Source organism: Gluconacetobacter dulcium (genome assembly GCF_014174165.1).
Classification (GTDB): Bacteria; Pseudomonadota; Alphaproteobacteria; order Acetobacterales; family Acetobacteraceae; genus Gluconacetobacter; species Gluconacetobacter dulcium.
Genome location: NZ_JABEQN010000003.1, coordinates 62,220 through 79,470, shown reverse-complemented (window position 1 = coordinate 79,470; position 17,251 = coordinate 62,220). Strand labels below are relative to the sequence as shown.

Below are 17,251 nucleotides of genomic sequence, written 5' to 3'. Positions count from 1 at the left end.
CCCCCGCGCGGCGGGCATGACGACGGAAAATGAAAGAACGGTCCATGATTCCAATCCGCAAGACGCATGTCGGCGCCGGTATGCCGGCATGCGCGGCTGCCGGGGCAGTGACGGACATATAATATCGGAAGTGCCGTTGCGCGAGGGGGGGGGCAAACGCCCGAGGGCCTCGTGACGCCCGAGCGGGCGATGTCGCTGATCCGGCTGAAGAGATGGTGCCCAGAAGAAGACTCGAACTTCCACGACCTTGCGGCCACAGGTACCTGAAACCTGCGCGTCTACCAATTCCGCCATCTGGGCTTAGAAGGCCCCCGTTTCCGGGGTGGTGAGGGGCGTTTAACCTGAACATACGGAGCGGTCAACTCCGTATGTTCATAATTCCTTACAGGACAGGACGCCGCCCCGCCGATCCGTCAGGCGATGCGCGCGACGGCGTCCGCATCCGTCTCGGGGACGAAGTACGGCCCGCCCGCCCTGACCTCCAGGGCCAGCAGGGCCATGCGCTCCGATCGACGCGCGCCCAGCGGCAGGATGGCGTTCCCCGTGGTCCAGCGCAGCCTCTCCTGTCCGGAGGTGCTCCAGCCATGCCGTTCGTTCGCGCTCAGATGGGCGGTTACCTCGGTCGAGTGGCTGCCTTCAAAGAGCGTGATCTCGCCGATCAGCACGCCCAGATGGCGGCGGTCATCGACGAAGGGGCCGATGACATCGCTGGGCCTGCTGGCGCGCGAGACGATGTGGACCTCCTGGATATCGGCGGGGAGCATGAACATGACGTGCGCGCCGTTCTGGCGGACGGGCCGGATGATGGCGCCCGCGCCGGTGACCAGATGCAGGTCCATCTCGTCGGTCAGGACGTGGTCCGACCCGCGCGTCGGCGCGCCGATCTGCGCGGCGCGGGCCGCGATCCGCCGGAACAGGGGCTCGACGAAGGCGCGGCTGACATCCAGCGGGCAGGCCGCGTCGTTCCAGGTCAGGGCGCGGTCGGGGGCCAGGCTGGCGATCCGCCCATGCTGCCGGAAGACCTCGCGGTTTCCGGTATCCAGATAGCTTTCGGTCAGCACGCCGTCGGCCATGACGACGGCATGGCCCTCGGTCTCGATATGGTAATAGGCATAGGCGGGGATGGAGCGGTCGTAGAAGATCGACTGTCCGTTGACCAACATGCGGGCCGGCACGAATGCCCCGTCGAAGAACAGGCAATGTTCCGAGGTGATCAGCATGTCCTTGTAAGGCACGCCGTCGGCGAAGGCGTCCTTCACGATGCGCAGCGGCCAGCCGGCTTCGTCCCCGGCCGGGCGCGGACGGACATGGACGCGCGCCATGCCGGCCCAGACGATCGTGCGCGCGACCGGTTGGCCGTCAACATAGGCCAGGATGGTGTCGCCGGTCGAAAGCTCTTCCACCGCCACGTCGCCGGTCGGCGTCCGGATCATGGTGCCGGCCAGGAAGCAGGCTTCGTAGGAGGCACCCTTGTTGACCGTCAGGGCCTGGTTGACGACGGTCGGCGCCGAGATGCTGCCGCCGGCGGCGACGGTGACGCTGGCGGTTCCGTCGCCGCCGGCGAAGGCGGTGCCGTTGAGCATGCCCGATGTCCAGCCAGACATATAGGATTCGGTGAAGACATCGTTGGTGGACGAACCGCCGGAAAGGATGTTGGTGACTTCCGATTCGTAGGTATTGTTCTGCGTGACGCCACCGGAATAGACGTTGAGATAGCCGTTTGCGGTATAGGAATTCTCGATGGTGCCGCCGGCGCTGACATTGATCGTCGGGCCGACGTTGCCGTAGGGGGCGACGGCGGTCAGGCCGGAGACGACGGCGCCGCTGGTCACGTTGAGGATGGCGGTCCCCCACAGATTGACCGGACCGGCGACGGTGGTGGAACCGCTGCTATAGACGGTGGCGCCGCTGGGATCGCGCGAGGCGGTCCAAATTCCGCCCGAAATGGTCGTGGCGGTATTGGTGATCACCGGCGGCGCGGCCGGCGTGGTCGCGGACTCGTAGGAGGCGCCCTTGTTGACCGTCAGGGACTGGTTGACGACGCTGGGCGCCGCGATGCTGCCGCCGGCATAGACATAGACGGAGCTGGTGCCGTCGCCGCCGGCGAAGGCGGTGCCGTTGAGCGTGCCCGATGTCCAGCCCGACATATCGGATTCGGTGAAAACGTCTTTGGTGGACGAACCGCCGGAATAGATCTTGGTGACTTCCGATTCGTAGGTATTGTTCTGCGTGATGCCACCGGAATAGACGTTGAGATAGCCGTTCGCGGTATAGGAATTCTCGATGGTGCCGCCGGCGCTGACATTGATCGTCGGGCCGACGTTGCCGAAGCGGGCGACGGCGGTCAGGCCGGAGACGACGGCGCCGCTGTTCACGTTGAGGATGGCGGTCCCCCACAGATTGACCGGACCGCTGACGGTTGTGGAACCGCTGCTATAGACGGTGGCGCCGCTGGGATCGAGCGACGCCGTCCACGTCCCGCCCGAAATGGTCGTGGCCGTATTGGTGATCGTCGGTGGGGGCTGGGGGATCGTCGAGGATACGGTAGCCATGGCCGGTTCCGCCTTTCATCGTTCAGTGGGTTTACGTGGTCCGGGCGGCAGAAGCCGCTCGATCACCCGGATCACGTAAGCCGACGGAATAAGCCGGGTGCATTCGAACTGGCGGTCCGTGTCGCGATGTCGCGGGCACCACAGGAAGTCCTGATGGTCGAACCGTTCGCGGGGGTCGTTCCAGCAGGCGTTGCAGGTGTGCCAGTTGATGACGCGGCCGGGTGTCGCGAATTCGTTGTCGGGATGCGTGAAGCCCGAAATCATCGTCACCGGGCACCCGGCGGACCAGGCCAGCCACGCCAGGCCGGAACTGCCGCCGATGAACAGAGCCGCATGTTTCAGCCACCACGCGCGCTCGGTCAGCGGGCGGTCGCCCGTCTGGTCCTCGACCCCGAAGGGGATGTGGTTCCACACTAGGCCGGTGCCGTGGACGGGTTTGCGGTCGATGCACACGACGCGATAGCCCTGCCCCTTCAGCCAGGCGATGACCTCCGCCCAGCCGAACGGGTTGTTCCAGTATTTGCATTGCGACGATGCCTGGACCGCGATGCAGACATAAGGCTCGGCCAGCGGCCGGCCGGGGTCGGCGAACGCGATCCTGGCCGGTTCCTCGTCCCGGCTGACCCCGAGGATATAGGCCGCCGTCTTGTGCAGGCCGACCTGGCGGAAATCGATCGGATGCCAGTCATGCGCCACGTCGTCGAAGAATAGCCCGAGATAATAGGTGGCATAGGCGGACTGCGTGATCTCCCGCGGGTCGAGTTCCTCCGGCGTGAGGAAAAGGATATGCGGATACGCCGTCTCGAAAAGCGGCCGGATCAGGCCGGACAGGGCGCAGACGACCCGCGCGCCGTGCTGCTCCGCGAATCGCGCAGCGTAGGGCATCCAGGCCAGCGTGTCGCCAAGGGTGCCGACGGAAAACTGGATCACGACGGTCCGATCGCGCAGATCCATGGCATGGCGCAGAACCGGCGTTTCGCCCCCGCCGGCCGGGTCTTCCACCCAGACCTCGATCTCGAATCGCACGTACCAGCGTTTGCTGGAGCGAACCAGGCCGCTTTCCATGCCGCGCCGTTCGAACAGGATGTTGCCGGTATCCAGATCCGACAGGCGGATGTGCCATGTCCGTCCATCCTCCCTGGCGGGCAGCAGCACGCGACATCCCAGATTGAAATCGAAGACGATCCCCTCGGCCCCCTTCTGCGTCGGCGGCGTGGCGGCGGCATGGCCAAAGGGCGTGGGGGCAGGCACGTCCGGCGATGGCACGCCCCGGTCGGCACGTTCGGAAAAAGAGAGGTCGAACATCGGCCAATACCCGTCCGCGATCGGTTGTTTTTTTAGATACAACACCGCTGGGTAAACAAAATCATAAGGCTGTTCGGACGGAACGGATCGCGGGCATCGCCGCGCCGCGCCTCATCGGGTATTCAGAAGGGGAGGGGAGAAGTCGACCGGTCACACCGTGACGGGTCGATCGTGATCCATCGAAATGGATGGTGCCCAGAAGAAGACTCGAACTTCCACGACCTTGCGGCCACAGGTACCTGAAACCTGCGCGTCTACCAATTCCGCCATCTGGGCACAGAGGCTCCCCGTTTCCGGGGTGGTGAAGGGCGTTTACTCTGCCCATGGGGGGCGGTCAACATGGGGGGAACGATTCGGGTCGTTTTTATTGCATGGGTGGGGAGAAGAGGCGGGTCCGGCCGCATGGCGCAGGCATTGTGCTAGAGAATAGGAAAAAACAGGACAGGGGCGGGACATGACGACGCGAAAAGTGGCGGCGGTAATCGGCGGTTCAGGGTTCCTGGGGCGCCATGTGGTGCGTCGCCTGGCCGAAGACGGCTATGTGGTGCGGGTGGCCGCGCGGCGCGCCGACCGGGCGGCATCGCTGCGCCCGCTGGGCGATGTGGGGCAGATCGTGCCGCTGGGCGCCTCGATCCTGAATCACGCCTCGCTGGTGCCGGTCGTGGAAGGCGCCAGGGTGGTGGTGAACCTCGTCGGTATCCTGGCCGAGCGCGGGCCGGCGACGTTCCAGGCCGTGCATGTGGACGGCGCCGCGCAGGTAGCCCGTCTGGCGGCGTCGGCGGGGGTGGAACGGCTGGTGCATGTCTCGGCCATCGGGGCCGCGCCGGACAGCCCCTCGGCCTATGGCCGCAGCAAGGCCGCCGGCGAGGACGCGGTGCTGCGGGCAATGCCGGAGGCGACGATCGTGCGGCCGTCCATCCTGTTCGGGGCGGAGGACCATTTCACCAATCTCTTCGCCACGCTCGCGCGGTTCAGCCCGGTGGTGCCGGTCTATGGCGCGCGGACGCGCCTGCAACCGGTCCATGTCGCCGACGTAGCCGAAGGGATACGGCGTCTGGTGGCGGACAGCGGGCAGGACGGGGCGATCTTCGAATTCGGCGGCCCGGCGGTCCGGACGATGGAGGAGATCGCGCGGCTGATCGTGGCGGCGGTCGGCCGGCGCCGACTGGTGATCGCGGTGCCTCCGGCCCTGGCCTGGTGGCAGGCCATGTGGCTGGAGCGTCTGCCCGGACGGATGCTGACGCGTGACCAGCTTGCGATGCTCGCGAGCGACAATGTAGCGGCCGATGGCGCTCCCGGCCTGCAACAGCTTGGCATTCAACCCGCGTCGATGGAAATGATTGTTCCATCCTATCTGAGCGGATATAAAATTACATAAACAAGCATGTTCAAAGCATTATATGGTCAATTGGTCCGAATCGGACCAATGTGACCGGGGGCTTCATTCTCCCGGACGGCTCCCGAGCGGCCTTTTTGGTATAAATGGCAGCAATGCTGTCTTTTATGCTGGATGTGTCTGGCGTAGGTGTTCCGCCAACACAACGTACCGCAGGTGACGGTCGGGCGTTATCCAGGGGGGGACCGATGGTCGAGCACATGCTGAAATTCGTCTCCGTGCCGCAAAGCCAGCCCGACAAGCGGCCGGCCGCGGAGCGGAATGGCGATTTCGACGAGATCTATCGCGCATTCGCGGTCGAGAAGGCGGAGCAGCAGGCCAGCCGCTGCTCGCAATGCGGCGTGCCGTTCTGCTCGGTCCATTGCCCGCTGGGCAACAACATCCCCGACTGGCTGAAGATGACGGCCGAGGGACGGCTGGAGGAGGCATATGCGCTGTCTTCCGCCACCAACAATTTCCCCGAGATCTGCGGCCGGATCTGCCCCCAGGACCGGCTGTGCGAAGGCAATTGCGTGATCGAGAAGGGGTTCGAGAGCGTCACCATCGGCGCCGTCGAACGCTTCATCACCGATACCGCCTTCGCCAGCGGCTGGGTCGAACCGATCCGTCCGCCCTTCGAGCGCGAAACCTCGATCGGCATCGTCGGTGCCGGCCCCGGCGGCCTGGCGGCGGCGATGCAGTTTCGCCAGCAGGGCTATCAGGTGCATGTCTATGACCGGTACGACCGGATCGGCGGCCTGATGATCTATGGCATTCCGGGCTTCAAGCTGGAAAAGGACATCGTCGCGCGCCGTCACCTCTATCTGGAGGAATCGGGCGTCCAGTTCCATCTCGGGGTGGACATCACGGACGGCGACGGCGCGGGCACGCTCTCTTTCGCGACCTTGCAGGCGCGGCATGACGCGGTGCTGATCGCCACGGGCGTGTACAAATCGCGCGATATCGGCGGGCCGGGCGCGGGGCTGGGCGGCATCGTCAAGGCGCTGGATTATCTGACGATGTCCAACCGGCTGTCGCTGGGCGACGAGTTCGCCCCTGAGGAGAGCGCCGCATTGAATGCCGCCGGTAAGTCGGTGGTGGTGATCGGCGGTGGCGACACGGCGATGGATTGCGTGCGCACCGCCATTCGCCAGGGCGCGAAATCGGTCAAATGCCTCTATCGCCGCGACCGCGCGAACATGCCCGGCTCGATCCGCGAGGTGAAGAACGCCGAGGAAGAAGGCGTGTCCTTCGTCTGGCTGGCGGCGCCCGAGGCGTTCCTGGGGGATGATACCGTCAGCGGCGTACGCGCCGTGCGCATGAAGCTGGGCATGCCCGATGCCAGCGGCCGCCAGTCCGTGGAGCCGGTGGAAGACAGCGCCTTCGTGCTGGAAGCCGACCTGGTGATCAAGGCGCTGGGCTTCGACCCCGAGCCGCTGCCGACCCTGTGGGGCCAGCCGGGCCTTGCCGTGTCGCGCTGGGGCACGCTGCGGGTCGACCATGAGAGCTTCATGACCAGCCTGCCGGGCGTGTTCGCGGCGGGGGATATCGTGCGCGGGGCCAGCCTGGTGGTGTGGGCCATTCGCGATGGACGGGATGCGGCGGCGCAGATGCATCGCTGGCTGGAAAACCGGGCGGCCCAGTGCGCCCAGGCGGCGGAGTGACGGACATGGACCAGTTGACCCAGGATCACGGATCGCGGGATGCCGGCCAGGACTTCGTGGCCGAATGGCAGGATAACGCGCAGGCGATCAGCGGACTGTATGACGCCACGCAGGAGCGCGATGCCTGCGGCGTCGGCCTGATCGCCTCGCTCGACGGCCGCAAGCGGCGCGAGGTGGTCGAAGCCGGGATCGCGGCCCTGAAGGCCCTGTGGCATCGCGGCGCGGTGGATGCCGACGGCAAGACCGGTGACGGCGCGGGCATTCACCTGGAAATTCCGCAGGATTTCTTTGCCGAGGCGATCCATAGCGGCGGCGAGGGCTGCGTGGATACGCAGATCGCCATCGGCATGGTGTTCCTGCCCAAGACGGATCTGGCCGCGCAGGAGCGTTGCCGCCAGATCATCGAGACGGAGATCCTGGCCGTCGGCTACGGCATCTATGGCTGGCGCCAGGTGCCGATCGACACGGCATGCATCGGCGAGAAGGCCAATGCCACCCGGCCCGAGATCGAGCAGATCATGATCCGCAACCTGCCGGGGCGGGACGAGGAAGCGTTCGAGCGCGACCTGTATGTGATCCGCCGGCGGATCGAGAAGAGCGCGCAGGCCAATTCGCTCGACCTGTATATCTGCTCCATGTCCTGCCGGTCGGTGATCTACAAGGGCATGTTCCTCGCCCAGAACCTGACGGATTTCTATCCCGACCTGCTGGATACGCGCTTCGTCAGCCGGTTTGCGATCTATCACCAGCGGTATTCGACCAACACGTTCCCGACCTGGAAGCTGGCGCAGCCCTTCCGCCGGCTGGCGCATAACGGCGAGATCAACACGATCTCGGGCAACGTCAACTGGATGAAGAGCCACGAGACGCGGCTGGCCGACCCGGTGCTGGACCCGGTGATGGAAGACCTCAAGCCGGTGGTGCAGGCCGCGGGCTCCGACACCGCGATGCTGGACAATGTGTTCGAACTGCTGACCTTCGCCGGGCGCGACGCGCCGATGGTCAAGGCGCTGATGGTGCCGGCCAGCGTCGGCGGCAATTCGGGCATGCCGCAGAAGCACCAGGATCTGTACGCCTACTGCAACGCGGTGATGGAACCGTGGGACGGCCCGGCGGCGCTGTGCGCCACCGACGGGCGCTGGGTCGTGGCCGGGCTGGACCGCAGCGGCCTGCGCCCCCTGCGCTATACCGTGACGGCGGACGGGCTGCTGATCGTGGGTTCGGAAACCGGCATGGTGAAGGTGCCCGAGACCGACATCGTGCGGCGCGGGCGGCTTGGGCCGGGGCAGATGATCGGCCTCGACCTTCAGGAAGCCAAGCTCTACGGCCACGAGGCATTGCTGGACCTGCTGGCCGGGCGCCGGGATTTCGGCACCTGGGTCAAGAACATCCAGAAGATCGGCACCGTGGTGCGGGCCGACGTGCAGGAGCCGGTGCTGTTCGGCCGGGACGAACTGCGCCGCCGGCAACTGGCGGTCGGCACGACCCTGGAGGAACTGGAAACCATCCTGCACCCGATGGTCGAGACCGCGGCCGAGGCCATCGGCTCGATGGGCGACGATGCGCCGCTGGCGGTGCTGTCCTCGCGCTATCGGGGGCTGGCGCATTATTTCCGCCAGGCGTTCAGCCAGGTAACCAACCCGCCGATCGACAGCCTGCGCGAGACGCGGGTGATGAGCCTGCTGACCCGTCTGGGCAATCTGGGCAACATCCTGGAGGAATCCGAGGTCCAGTGCGACCTGCTGCAACTGCCCAGCCCGGTGCTGACCAGCGGCGAATTCGAGGCGCTGCGCAATTTCTGCGGTGACAGCGGCTTCGTGATCGACTGCACCTTTCCGGCGGCGGAAGGCGAGGCGGGGCTGCGCGAGGCGATCGCCCGCATCCGGCGCGAGGCCGAGGATCGGGTGCGCGAAGGCTGCACCCACCTGTTCCTGACCGATCAGGCGCAGTCGGGCGACCGCGCCTATATCCCGATGATCCTGGCGACGGCGGCGGTGCATACGCATCTGGTCCGCCAGTCGCTGCGCACCTTCACCTCGCTGAACGTGCGCTCGGCCGAGGCGCTGGACGTGCATGCGATCGCCGTGACGATCGGCGTCGGCGCAACCAGCATCAACCCCTACCTGGCGCAGGAAAGCATTGCCGACCGGCAGCGGCGCGGCCTGTTCGGCGAGATCTCGCTGCGCGAGGCGGTGGAACGCTATCGCAAGGCGGTGGACAAGGGGCTGCTGAAGGTGATGTCCAAGATGGGCATCTCGATCGTCTCGGCCTATCGCGGCGGCTATAATTTCGAGGCGATCGGCCTGTCGCGGGCGCTGACGGCGGAATTCTTCCCCGGCATGCCCTCGCGCATCTCCGGCATCGGCCTGTCGGGCATCGCAACCAACGTGCTGAGCTTCCATCGGACCGCGTGGGACCAGACGGTGATCGCGCTGCCGGTGGGCGGCCAGTACAAGATGCGCCGCCATGGCGAGGTCCACGCCTTCGACGGCAACCTGATCCATATGCTGCAAACGGCGGTGGCGACCGACAGCTTCACCATCTATCGCCGCTATGCCGATGCGGTGCGGCGCCAGCCGCCGGTGGCATTGCGCGACCTGCTGGATTTCCGTGGCGGACGGACGCCGATCCCCGTCGAGGCGGTCGAGAGCATCACCCAGTTGCGCAAGCGGCTGATCGCACCGGGGATCTCGCTGGGGGCGCTGAGCCCCGAGGCGCACGAGACCCTGTCGATCGCCATGAACCGGATCGGCGCGAAGTCGGATTCCGGCGAGGGGGGCGAAGACCCCGCGCGCGCGAAGCCGCGCCCGAACGGCGACAATGCGTCCTCGGCCATCAAGCAGATCGCCTCGGGGCGCTTCGGCGTCACGGCGCAGTATCTGAACGATTGCCGCGAGATCGAGATCAAGATGGCCCAGGGCGCCAAGCCCGGCGAGGGCGGGCAGTTGCCCGGCTTCAAGGTGACGGGGCTGATCGCGAAGCTGCGGCATGCGACACCCGGCGTGACGCTGATCTCGCCGCCGCCGCATCATGACATCTATTCGATCGAGGATCTGGCGCAACTCATCTACGACCTCAAGCAGATCAATCCCGAAGCCACGGTGACGGTGAAGCTGGTCGCGCGCTCGGGCATCGGCACCATCGCCGCCGGCGTGGCCAAGGCCAAGGCCGACGCGATCCTGATTTCCGGCCATAGCGGGGGCACCGGGGCCAGCCCGCAGAGTTCGGTCAAATATGCCGGACTACCGTGGGAACTGGGGCTGGCGGAAGCGCATCAGGTGCTGATGCTGAACCGCCTGCGCCACCGGGTGAAGCTGCGTACCGATGGCGGGCTGAAGACCGGGCGCGACGTGGTGATCGCGGCGATGCTGGGGGCCGAGGAATTCGGCATCGGCACCGCCAGCCTGGTCGCCATGGGCTGCATCATGGTGCGGCAGTGCCATTCCAACACCTGCCCGGTCGGCGTCTGTACTCAGGACGAGGCGCTGCGCGCCAAGTTCGAGGGCTCGCCGGAAAAGGTGATCAACCTGTTCTCGTTCATCGCCGACGACGTGCGCAACATCCTGGCCTCGCTCGGGTTCTCGTCGCTGAACGAGATCATCGGGCGGACGGACCTGCTCAAGCAGGTGTCGCGCGGGGCGGATTATCTGGACGATCTGGACCTCAATTCGCTGCTGGCCCAGGCCGATCCGGGGCCGCATGCGCGCTACTGCACCCGCGAAGGGCGCAATGAGGTGCCCGAGACGCTGGATGCGCAGATGATCGCCGATGCGCGGCCGCTGTTCGACCATGGCGAGAAGATGCAACTGCACTACAACGTGCAGAACACGCACCGGGCGATCGGCACGCGCATTTCCTCGCTGATCGTGCGCCAGTTCGGCATGGCCAAGCTGGCGCCGGGGCACCTGACGGTGCGCCTGCGCGGCTCGGCGGGCCAGTCGCTGGGGGCGTTCGCGGTCCAGGGGCTGAAGCTGGAAGTGCTGGGCGACGCCAACGATTATGTCGGCAAGGGCCTGTCGGGCGCGACCATCGTGGTGCGGCAGTCGCCGTCGTCGAACCTGGTGTCGAACGAGAACGCCATTATCGGCAACACGGTGCTGTATGGCGCGACGGCCGGGGCGCTCTACGCCGCCGGGCAGGCGGGCGAGCGCTTTGCCGTGCGCAATTCGGGTGCCACGGCGGTCGTGGAAGGCTGCGGGTCGAACGGCTGCGAATACATGACCGGCGGTACCGTGGTCATTCTGGGTGAGGCGGGCGACAATTTCGGCGCCGGTTTCACCGGCGGCATGGCCTTCGTCTATGACGAGAACGGCACGTTCGAGCAGCGGATCAACCCCGATACGCTGCTGTGGAACCGTGTGATCGACCCGAAATGGGAGGCGGTTCTGCGCGGGTTGGTGGAGACCCATGCGCGCGAGACGCACAGCCGCTACGCCGCGCTGATGCTGCACAAGTGGGAGAATATCCTGCCGCGCTTCTGGCAATTGGTGCCGCGCGAATATGCGAAGGTGATCGGGTATAACCTGACGACCGAAGCGGCGCGTAGCGCGTAAGGCCGCGCGTCGTATTGATCTCTGCTGTTGCTATCTCTGCTGTTGAGCGCTCATGTGCGCGTAACAGCAGAGATGTTGCTGGGGAGTCGGTTTGATGTCCGGAAGTCTGGCGAATTGCGTTGCCGCATAGCATCGGCCATGCCCTGACAGGGGATGATTACCTTGGTTCGAAGGGTGTGATCTGGACTGGTGGGCCGGCGCCTGGAAAAAGTTTGAGCAGGCGCCGATCAACCCATGCGCGATGAGGCCCCCAATCTTCATAGACAATATAGATATTCTCTCCATCCTTGATCCAGCGGGCATATTGAAGACCGCACCGCGTGCTTGGTGACGGCCATGCTTCCTGGAGTAGCGGCCGGGTAGCAATGGCCCATTGGCCGCTATTCCAACGCGGCCACAGGCCGACGGGGGCTCTCGCCAAGCCGAACACCCAGTCCTGTCCATCGGTACAGGTCAGGCTCTTGTTGGGAGCTTCGGCCAGAATATAGTGATAGCCGCCTGAGGTGATCGAGGATGTCTCGCCCACGCCCACGCAGCCGTTGGACCAGGTCTGGCAATTGGCGGGGGCAAGGATGGCGTCGTTGGGCAGGTCCGCACTATTGGTAATCCATGTATGGAAATCGGTCGTCTTGGCGATGCCGCGATAGCTGTGTTTCGACTGGTAATCGAAGCCGTGGAACGTTACGTAAAAATAGGCGCCGCGCTTCTCCACGATGTCCGGCGTGCCTTCATCCCTGGTTAACAGCGGATCGCAGGCTTTTCCGCCGCCGGCGCAAATCTGCGACCAGAGTTGGTTGCCTCGTACAACGGGATTGGCCGGATCGGCGACAAATGGACCGAGGGGTGTAAGTGCTTTGCGACTATAGTGGCACAGGGCCCAGCCACCTTTACTCTCCTTGTCGAGGCATTGTACGATCATATCCCAGGTTGCCGTCTGCGGAGTAAAGTAGGTGCTGCCATCAAGGATGGCGCATCCATCGCCAGTCCTGCTGGTGCCGGGCAGCACGGCGATGGCGGGTGGATTGGACCAGTGTTTGCCCTGATCGTGGCTCACGCGGACGACGACAGCGGTGTGATCCTGACGACAGCCGGTAGCAGGTTGCATGATCTGATTACGGTTGAACACGTACCAGTCGTTCCCAACGACCGAGAACCAGCCGCCCTGCTCCTGGGGATTGGAATAGGGGCGGGCTCCCCAGTCGAGAGTCCCAATTTGCGCGAAGTGGGCAGAACCGGAAAAGAGTTGTCTAAGTAGATCCTGCGCCATTGCGCTTGTTGGAACCGAATAGAGAAAAATAATCCATATTATTGATATGATAAATCGCATAGTTTAAAACCTTCATATTGTTAAATGATACGATTTTTTAAGTATAATATAAAGTAATTTTTGAAAAATTCGGCAGGTTCCTTGACGATGCGGTTGGGTTTTTCTTGAGGCATGGACGAAAAAGCCAGACCGCCTGGCGGCATCCCGTGTGCCGGGCGATGTTCAGTTTGCCAGAAAACCGTCACTGGCCACTCCGATGATCGGCCGTACGCTTGCGGCCGATGTGTCGTTCCGGTGGGTAGCCGGCGACAGCGTCCATGGCGTCGGCGAACTGGAAATGGCTTTGCGCCGTGCGGGCCGGGGCTACGTTCTGGGCGTGAATGCCAATCATCACGTCCACGCCCGGCGGCCTGGGTCCGCTGTTCCGTTGGACACGGCACCAAGGGCGAGCGGCTGTATGACTGGCTATATTGCCCGATGGTCGATCTTTCGACGCGCTTATCGGCACCGCAGCATACATCTCCCATATCAACGTGAAAGCGCACCTATGGTGCTGGAACTTTTCCACCGAAAATCCCTTCGGTGGAAGATCTCTGGTTTATTGTTTTTACGCGCGTCTTCATCTGTTTGAATGCCTGCATCCAAACAGGATCTGCTCTATCCCGGCAGCATTTTCCGCACGATCGACGTGGTCGAACGTCCCGCGACCAGATCGACGAGAACCACCGACCCGCCATAGGATTTCACGATATCCCCGCCAACGACTTCATGTTCCTGATAGTCGCTGCCCTTGACGATGATATCGGGCCGCAGGGCGCGGATCGTCTCCAGCGGGGTGTCCTCGTCGAAGATGACGACCAGGTCCACGTCGCGCAGGGCGCCGATGACGGTCGCCCGGGCCTGCTCGTCCTGTAGTGGCCGCGCGGGGCCTTTCAGGCGGGCGACGGACGCATCGCTGTTCAGGGCCACCACCAGCTTGTCTCCCTGCCGCGCCGCCGCGCGGATCAGGGAGATATGGCCGGGATGGATCAGGTCGAAACAGCCGTTGGTAAAGACGATGCGCGCGCCATGATGCCGCCATCCCTCCGTCAGGGCGCGGGCACGGTCGATGGAGACCAGGGCGCCGTCCTCGCGCATTTCGGCACTCAGCGCGGCACTGAGTTCGTGACGGGTCACGGTGGCGGTGCCCAGCTTGCCGACGACGATGGACGCGGCGCAGGTCGCGATCACGATCGCGGTTTCCAGGTCCTGGCCCGCCGACAGCACGCTCGCGATCGTCGCCACCACGGTATCGCCCGCACCCGAAACGTCATAGACCTCGGACTTGCGCGCGCGGGCATGGGTCACCCGTCCATCCCGCCGCACCAGGGTCATGCCTTCTTCCGAGCGCGTCACCAGCACGTCACCGCCGAACTGGTCGGAAACTTCGCGGGCGGCTCGCTCGATATCGGCATCGCTGCCCAGGGACATCCCGGTCGCAACGGCGATTTCGCCCCGATTGGGCGTCACCAGCGTGGCCCCGCGATAAGCGGCGAAATCCTTGCGCTTGGGGTCGACGATCACCGGTACGCCAAGCTGCCGCGCATGGCCGATCACGGCTTTCAGCACGTCGTCGCAGAGCACGCCTTTGGCGTAGTCGGAGCAGATCAGCACGTCGGCGCGCCCGACCGCCCGGCAGGCGGCGTCGATCAGCCGGGTCCGGGTATCCTGCGCGATGGGGTCGATAAATTCCTCGTCGATCCGTACGATCTGCTGCCGGCCGCTGATGACGCGTGTCTTGGTGATCGTGGTCCAGGCCGGGTCGGCCACGATCCCGGACAGGTCGATGTTCCGGCTTCCCGACAGGGTCTTCTTCAGCGTGTCGGCGGGGGCATCACATCCCACAAGGCCGATCAGTTCCACGGTGCAGCCCAGGGTGGCGGCATTCATCGCGACATTGGCGGCTCCGCCCGGCACGGCGGTATGGTGGGCGCGCAGCAGCACCGGCACCGGGGCTTCGGGTGAAATCCTGCCCACCGAGCCGTTGATGTAGCTGTCGAGCACCAGGTCACCGAGAACGGCGACACGGCCAAAATTGAAATTTTCGATCATGATACGCCAGAATCTCGCAACCGGTCCAAGGCGCCCCCAAGCGGAGGGTGGGGCCGATTGTTAGTCCATAATCGCCGCGACCGCCATGGCGGTCGCGGCGGCCCATCAGGCGGCAGGCACCGCCATCAATCGCGCGACGCTGCGGGCAACGCCGTCGCGCCAGTCGGGCAGGCGGATGCCGAACACGTCGTGCAGACGGGTGCAGTCCAGGCGGGAATCCTGCGGCCGGGCGGCCGGGGTCGGCCAGTCGGCGGTGCCGATGGCCAGAACCTCCGGCATCGGCTGGCCGGCCTTCGCCGCCTCCCGCAACGCCGCGACCGCCAGCCCGTGCCAGGTCGTCTCCCCGCCGCCGGCGGCATGGAACAGGCCGGCATAGTCATCGCGCCAGCCCGTACGGTCGATCCTGTCGATGATGGCCAGGATGGCGTCCGCCAGATCATCGGCGCTGGTCGGGTTGCCAAGCTGGTCGCCCACCACCCGCAGAACGGGATTCTTCATTCCCGCATTCAGCATGGTGCGCACGAAATTCCGGCCATAGGGCGAATAGACCCAGGCGGTGCGCAGGATGATCGCCCGGCCATGGGCGGCCAGGATCGCGCGCTCGCCCTCCGCCTTGCTGCGTCCATACACGGTGCGGGGCGAGATCGGATCGCTCTCGACATACGGCGCGCCCTTGGTGCCGTCGAACACATAGTCGGTCGAGACATGGATCAGCGGAATCCCGCGTTCGGCGCACAGCCGGGCCAGCAGGGCAGGGCCGTCGCGATTGGCGCGCGCGGCGCCCTCGGGGTCGCTTTCGGCCGCGTCCACCGCCGTCCAGGCGGCGGCATTCACGACCAGGGCGGGGGAAAGCGCGGCAAAAGCCGCCGCCAGCGTCTCCGGTCGGTCGAAATCAATATCCGGCCGGCCAAGACAGTGGATGTCCGATCGGTCGGCACGTCCCAGCGCGGTGGCCAACTGGCCGGACCGGCCGACGACCAGAATCGGAGAAAGCCGGGCCGGCGCCGTGTCCATCAGAACCAGTCCCGCACGGCGGAGAAGCCCGGGGCCTCGGCATCCTTGTCGGACAGGATCGCCTCGCCGGCCGCCACCGGCCAGGCAATCGCCAGTTCCGCCGAATCCCAGCGCACCGAACGCTCGCAGTCACGGTCCCACAGATCGGTGCATTTATACTGCACCTCCACGTCCTCGCTCAGGGTGCAGAACCCATGCAGGAAACCAGGCGGGATCCATAATTGCGATCCGTTCTCCGCGCTGAGTTCCGCCGAAACCCATTGGCCGAAGCTGGGCGAATCCTGCCGGGCGTCAACCGCCACATCCCAGATCGCGCCGCGCGTGCAGCGTACCAGCTTGCCCTGGGCGTGGGGGGCAAGCTGGCAATGCAGCCCCCGGATCACGCCGCGCTGGCGCGACAGGCTGTGATTGTCCTGCACGAAAGGCTGGGCAATGCCGGCGTCAGCCATCGTGCGGATATTATAGGTTTCGCAGAAAAAACCGCGTGCGTCCGCGAAACGGCGCGGCGTCAGCAGCAGGATGTCGGGAATGGCCAGGCGTTCGATCTGCATCGGTCTCTACTGCGCTCCGTCGGCGATGTCGCGCAGCACGCGACCCAGTTCGGTCTTGGGAATCTCGCCGGCAATCACGCGCAACTGCCCGGCGTCGATAAAGCCCATGCGAAAGGCGACCTCGGCCGGCGAGCCGACCAACATGCCCTGGCGGGACTGGATGGTCTGCACGAACATGCCGGCCTGAAGCAGGGCATCGGGCACGCCGGCATCCAGCCACGCACAGCCCCGGCCGAGTTTTTCGACCTGGAGCGAGCCTTCTTCGAGATAGATCCGGTTCAGGTCCGTAATTTCCAGTTCTCCCCGCGCCGAGGGGCGGATTTCGCGGGCGAAGGTACTGACGCGGGCATCGTAGAAATACAGCCCTGTGACCGCCCAGGGGGAGGCCGGATTGGCGGGTTTCTCGACCAGCGCGCTGGCGCGACCTTCGGCATCGAAGCTCACCACGCCGTAGCGTTCGGGGTCGCGCACCTGATAGGCGAAGACGGTGGCCCCGCTGTCGCGCGTGGCCGCCTGCTGCATCAGCGTGCTGAGATGATCGGCGAAGATCAGGTTATCGCCCAGCGCCAGGGCGCAGGGGGCGCCGTCCAGCCAGTCCTCGGCGATCAGGAAGGCCTGGGCGATGCCGTCCGGGCTGGGCTGGGCGCGGTAGCTGAAGCGCACGCCATAGCGCGACCCGTCGCCCAGCAGGCGCCGGAACTGCGGCAGGTCGTCGGGGGTGGAGATGATCATGATATCGCGGATGCCGGCCAGCATCAGCGTCGAGAGCGGATAATAGATCATCGGCTTGTCGTAGACCGGCAACAACTGCTTGCTGGTGGCCAGCGTCATCGGGTGCAGCCGGGTGCCCGACCCGCCGGCCAGCAGAATGCCCTTCAT

At 65.2% G+C, this 17,251-nt stretch carries 10 protein-coding genes, 2 tRNA genes and 1 pseudogene; 4 read left to right on the top strand and 9 right to left on the bottom strand.

Translation table 11 applies throughout. The features are described 5' to 3' along the window. Nucleotides 1–213 precede the first annotated feature (213 nt). The 4 genes from HLH25_RS03300 to HLH25_RS03285 all read right to left on the bottom strand — a co-directional run bounded on the left by HLH25_RS03300 (nt 214) and on the right by HLH25_RS03285 (nt 4,133). Nucleotides 214–300, bottom strand: a tRNA-Leu gene (locus HLH25_RS03300). 113 nt (nt 301–413) lie between these two features. After that, entirely contained in the window at nt 414–2,552 is a 2,139-nt protein-coding gene (locus HLH25_RS03295) for a Hint domain-containing protein (RefSeq protein ID WP_182972716.1), read from the bottom strand. Between the two features lie 15 nt (nt 2,553–2,567). Continuing rightward, on the bottom strand, nt 2,568–3,857 hold the full coding sequence (locus HLH25_RS03290) for an autotransporter strand-loop-strand O-heptosyltransferase (protein ID WP_182972715.1): 1,290 nt from the start codon (nt 3,855–3,857) through the stop codon (nt 2,568–2,570). 189 nt (nt 3,858–4,046) lie between these two features. Beyond that, nucleotides 4,047–4,133: transfer RNA gene (locus HLH25_RS03285), tRNA-Leu, on the bottom strand. 178 nt (nt 4,134–4,311) lie between these two features. Here HLH25_RS03285 and HLH25_RS03280 point away from each other — a divergent pair. The 3 genes from HLH25_RS03280 to gltB all read left to right on the top strand — a co-directional run bounded on the left by HLH25_RS03280 (nt 4,312) and on the right by gltB (nt 11,449). Continuing rightward, on the top strand, nt 4,312–5,235 hold the full coding sequence (locus tag HLH25_RS03280) for a complex I NDUFA9 subunit family protein (RefSeq protein WP_182972714.1): 924 nt from the start codon (nt 4,312–4,314) through the stop codon (nt 5,233–5,235). Nucleotides 5,236–5,441: 206 nt separating this feature from the next. Beyond that, a complete protein-coding gene (locus HLH25_RS03275; RefSeq protein ID WP_182972713.1) occupies nt 5,442–6,896 on the top strand; it encodes an NAD(P)-dependent oxidoreductase in 1,455 nt (484 codons plus the stop codon). Nucleotides 6,897–6,901: 5 nt separating this feature from the next. Next, nucleotides 6,902–11,449, top strand: coding sequence for a glutamate synthase large subunit (gene gltB / locus HLH25_RS03270; RefSeq protein WP_182972712.1), 4,548 nt, complete (start codon nt 6,902–6,904; stop codon nt 11,447–11,449). 157 nt (nt 11,450–11,606) lie between these two features. On the opposite strand, the gene HLH25_RS03265 is transcribed toward gltB, so the two are convergent. Continuing rightward, entirely contained in the window at nt 11,607–12,776 is a 1,170-nt protein-coding gene (locus tag HLH25_RS03265; protein ID WP_182972711.1) for a hypothetical protein, read from the bottom strand. 106 nt (nt 12,777–12,882) lie between these two features. On the opposite strand from HLH25_RS03265, the pseudogene HLH25_RS03260 reads away from it, so the two are divergent. Next, nucleotides 12,883–13,205: pseudogene (locus HLH25_RS03260) on the top strand (IS701 family transposase); the annotation flags it as partial. 168 nt (nt 13,206–13,373) lie between these two features. Here HLH25_RS03260 and rfaE1 read toward each other — a convergent pair. From rfaE1 to rfbA, 4 genes are all read right to left on the bottom strand, one after another. Continuing rightward, nucleotides 13,374–14,807 (bottom strand): D-glycero-beta-D-manno-heptose-7-phosphate kinase, encoded by a 1,434-nt coding sequence (gene rfaE1, locus HLH25_RS03255; RefSeq protein WP_182972710.1) that lies wholly within the window; start codon nt 14,805–14,807, stop codon nt 13,374–13,376. A gap of 105 nt (nt 14,808–14,912) precedes the next feature. Continuing rightward, on the bottom strand, nt 14,913–15,821 hold the full coding sequence (rfbD, locus tag HLH25_RS03250) for a dTDP-4-dehydrorhamnose reductase (RefSeq protein ID WP_182972709.1): 909 nt from the start codon (nt 15,819–15,821) through the stop codon (nt 14,913–14,915). Then, on the bottom strand, nt 15,821–16,372 hold the full coding sequence (gene rfbC, locus HLH25_RS03245; RefSeq protein ID WP_182972708.1) for a dTDP-4-dehydrorhamnose 3,5-epimerase: 552 nt from the start codon (nt 16,370–16,372) through the stop codon (nt 15,821–15,823). Before rfbC ends, rfbD begins: the two co-directional genes overlap by 1 nt. A gap of 6 nt (nt 16,373–16,378) precedes the next feature. Next, nucleotides 16,379–17,251 (bottom strand): glucose-1-phosphate thymidylyltransferase RfbA, encoded by an 873-nt coding sequence (gene rfbA, locus HLH25_RS03240; RefSeq protein WP_182972707.1) that lies wholly within the window; start codon nt 17,249–17,251, stop codon nt 16,379–16,381.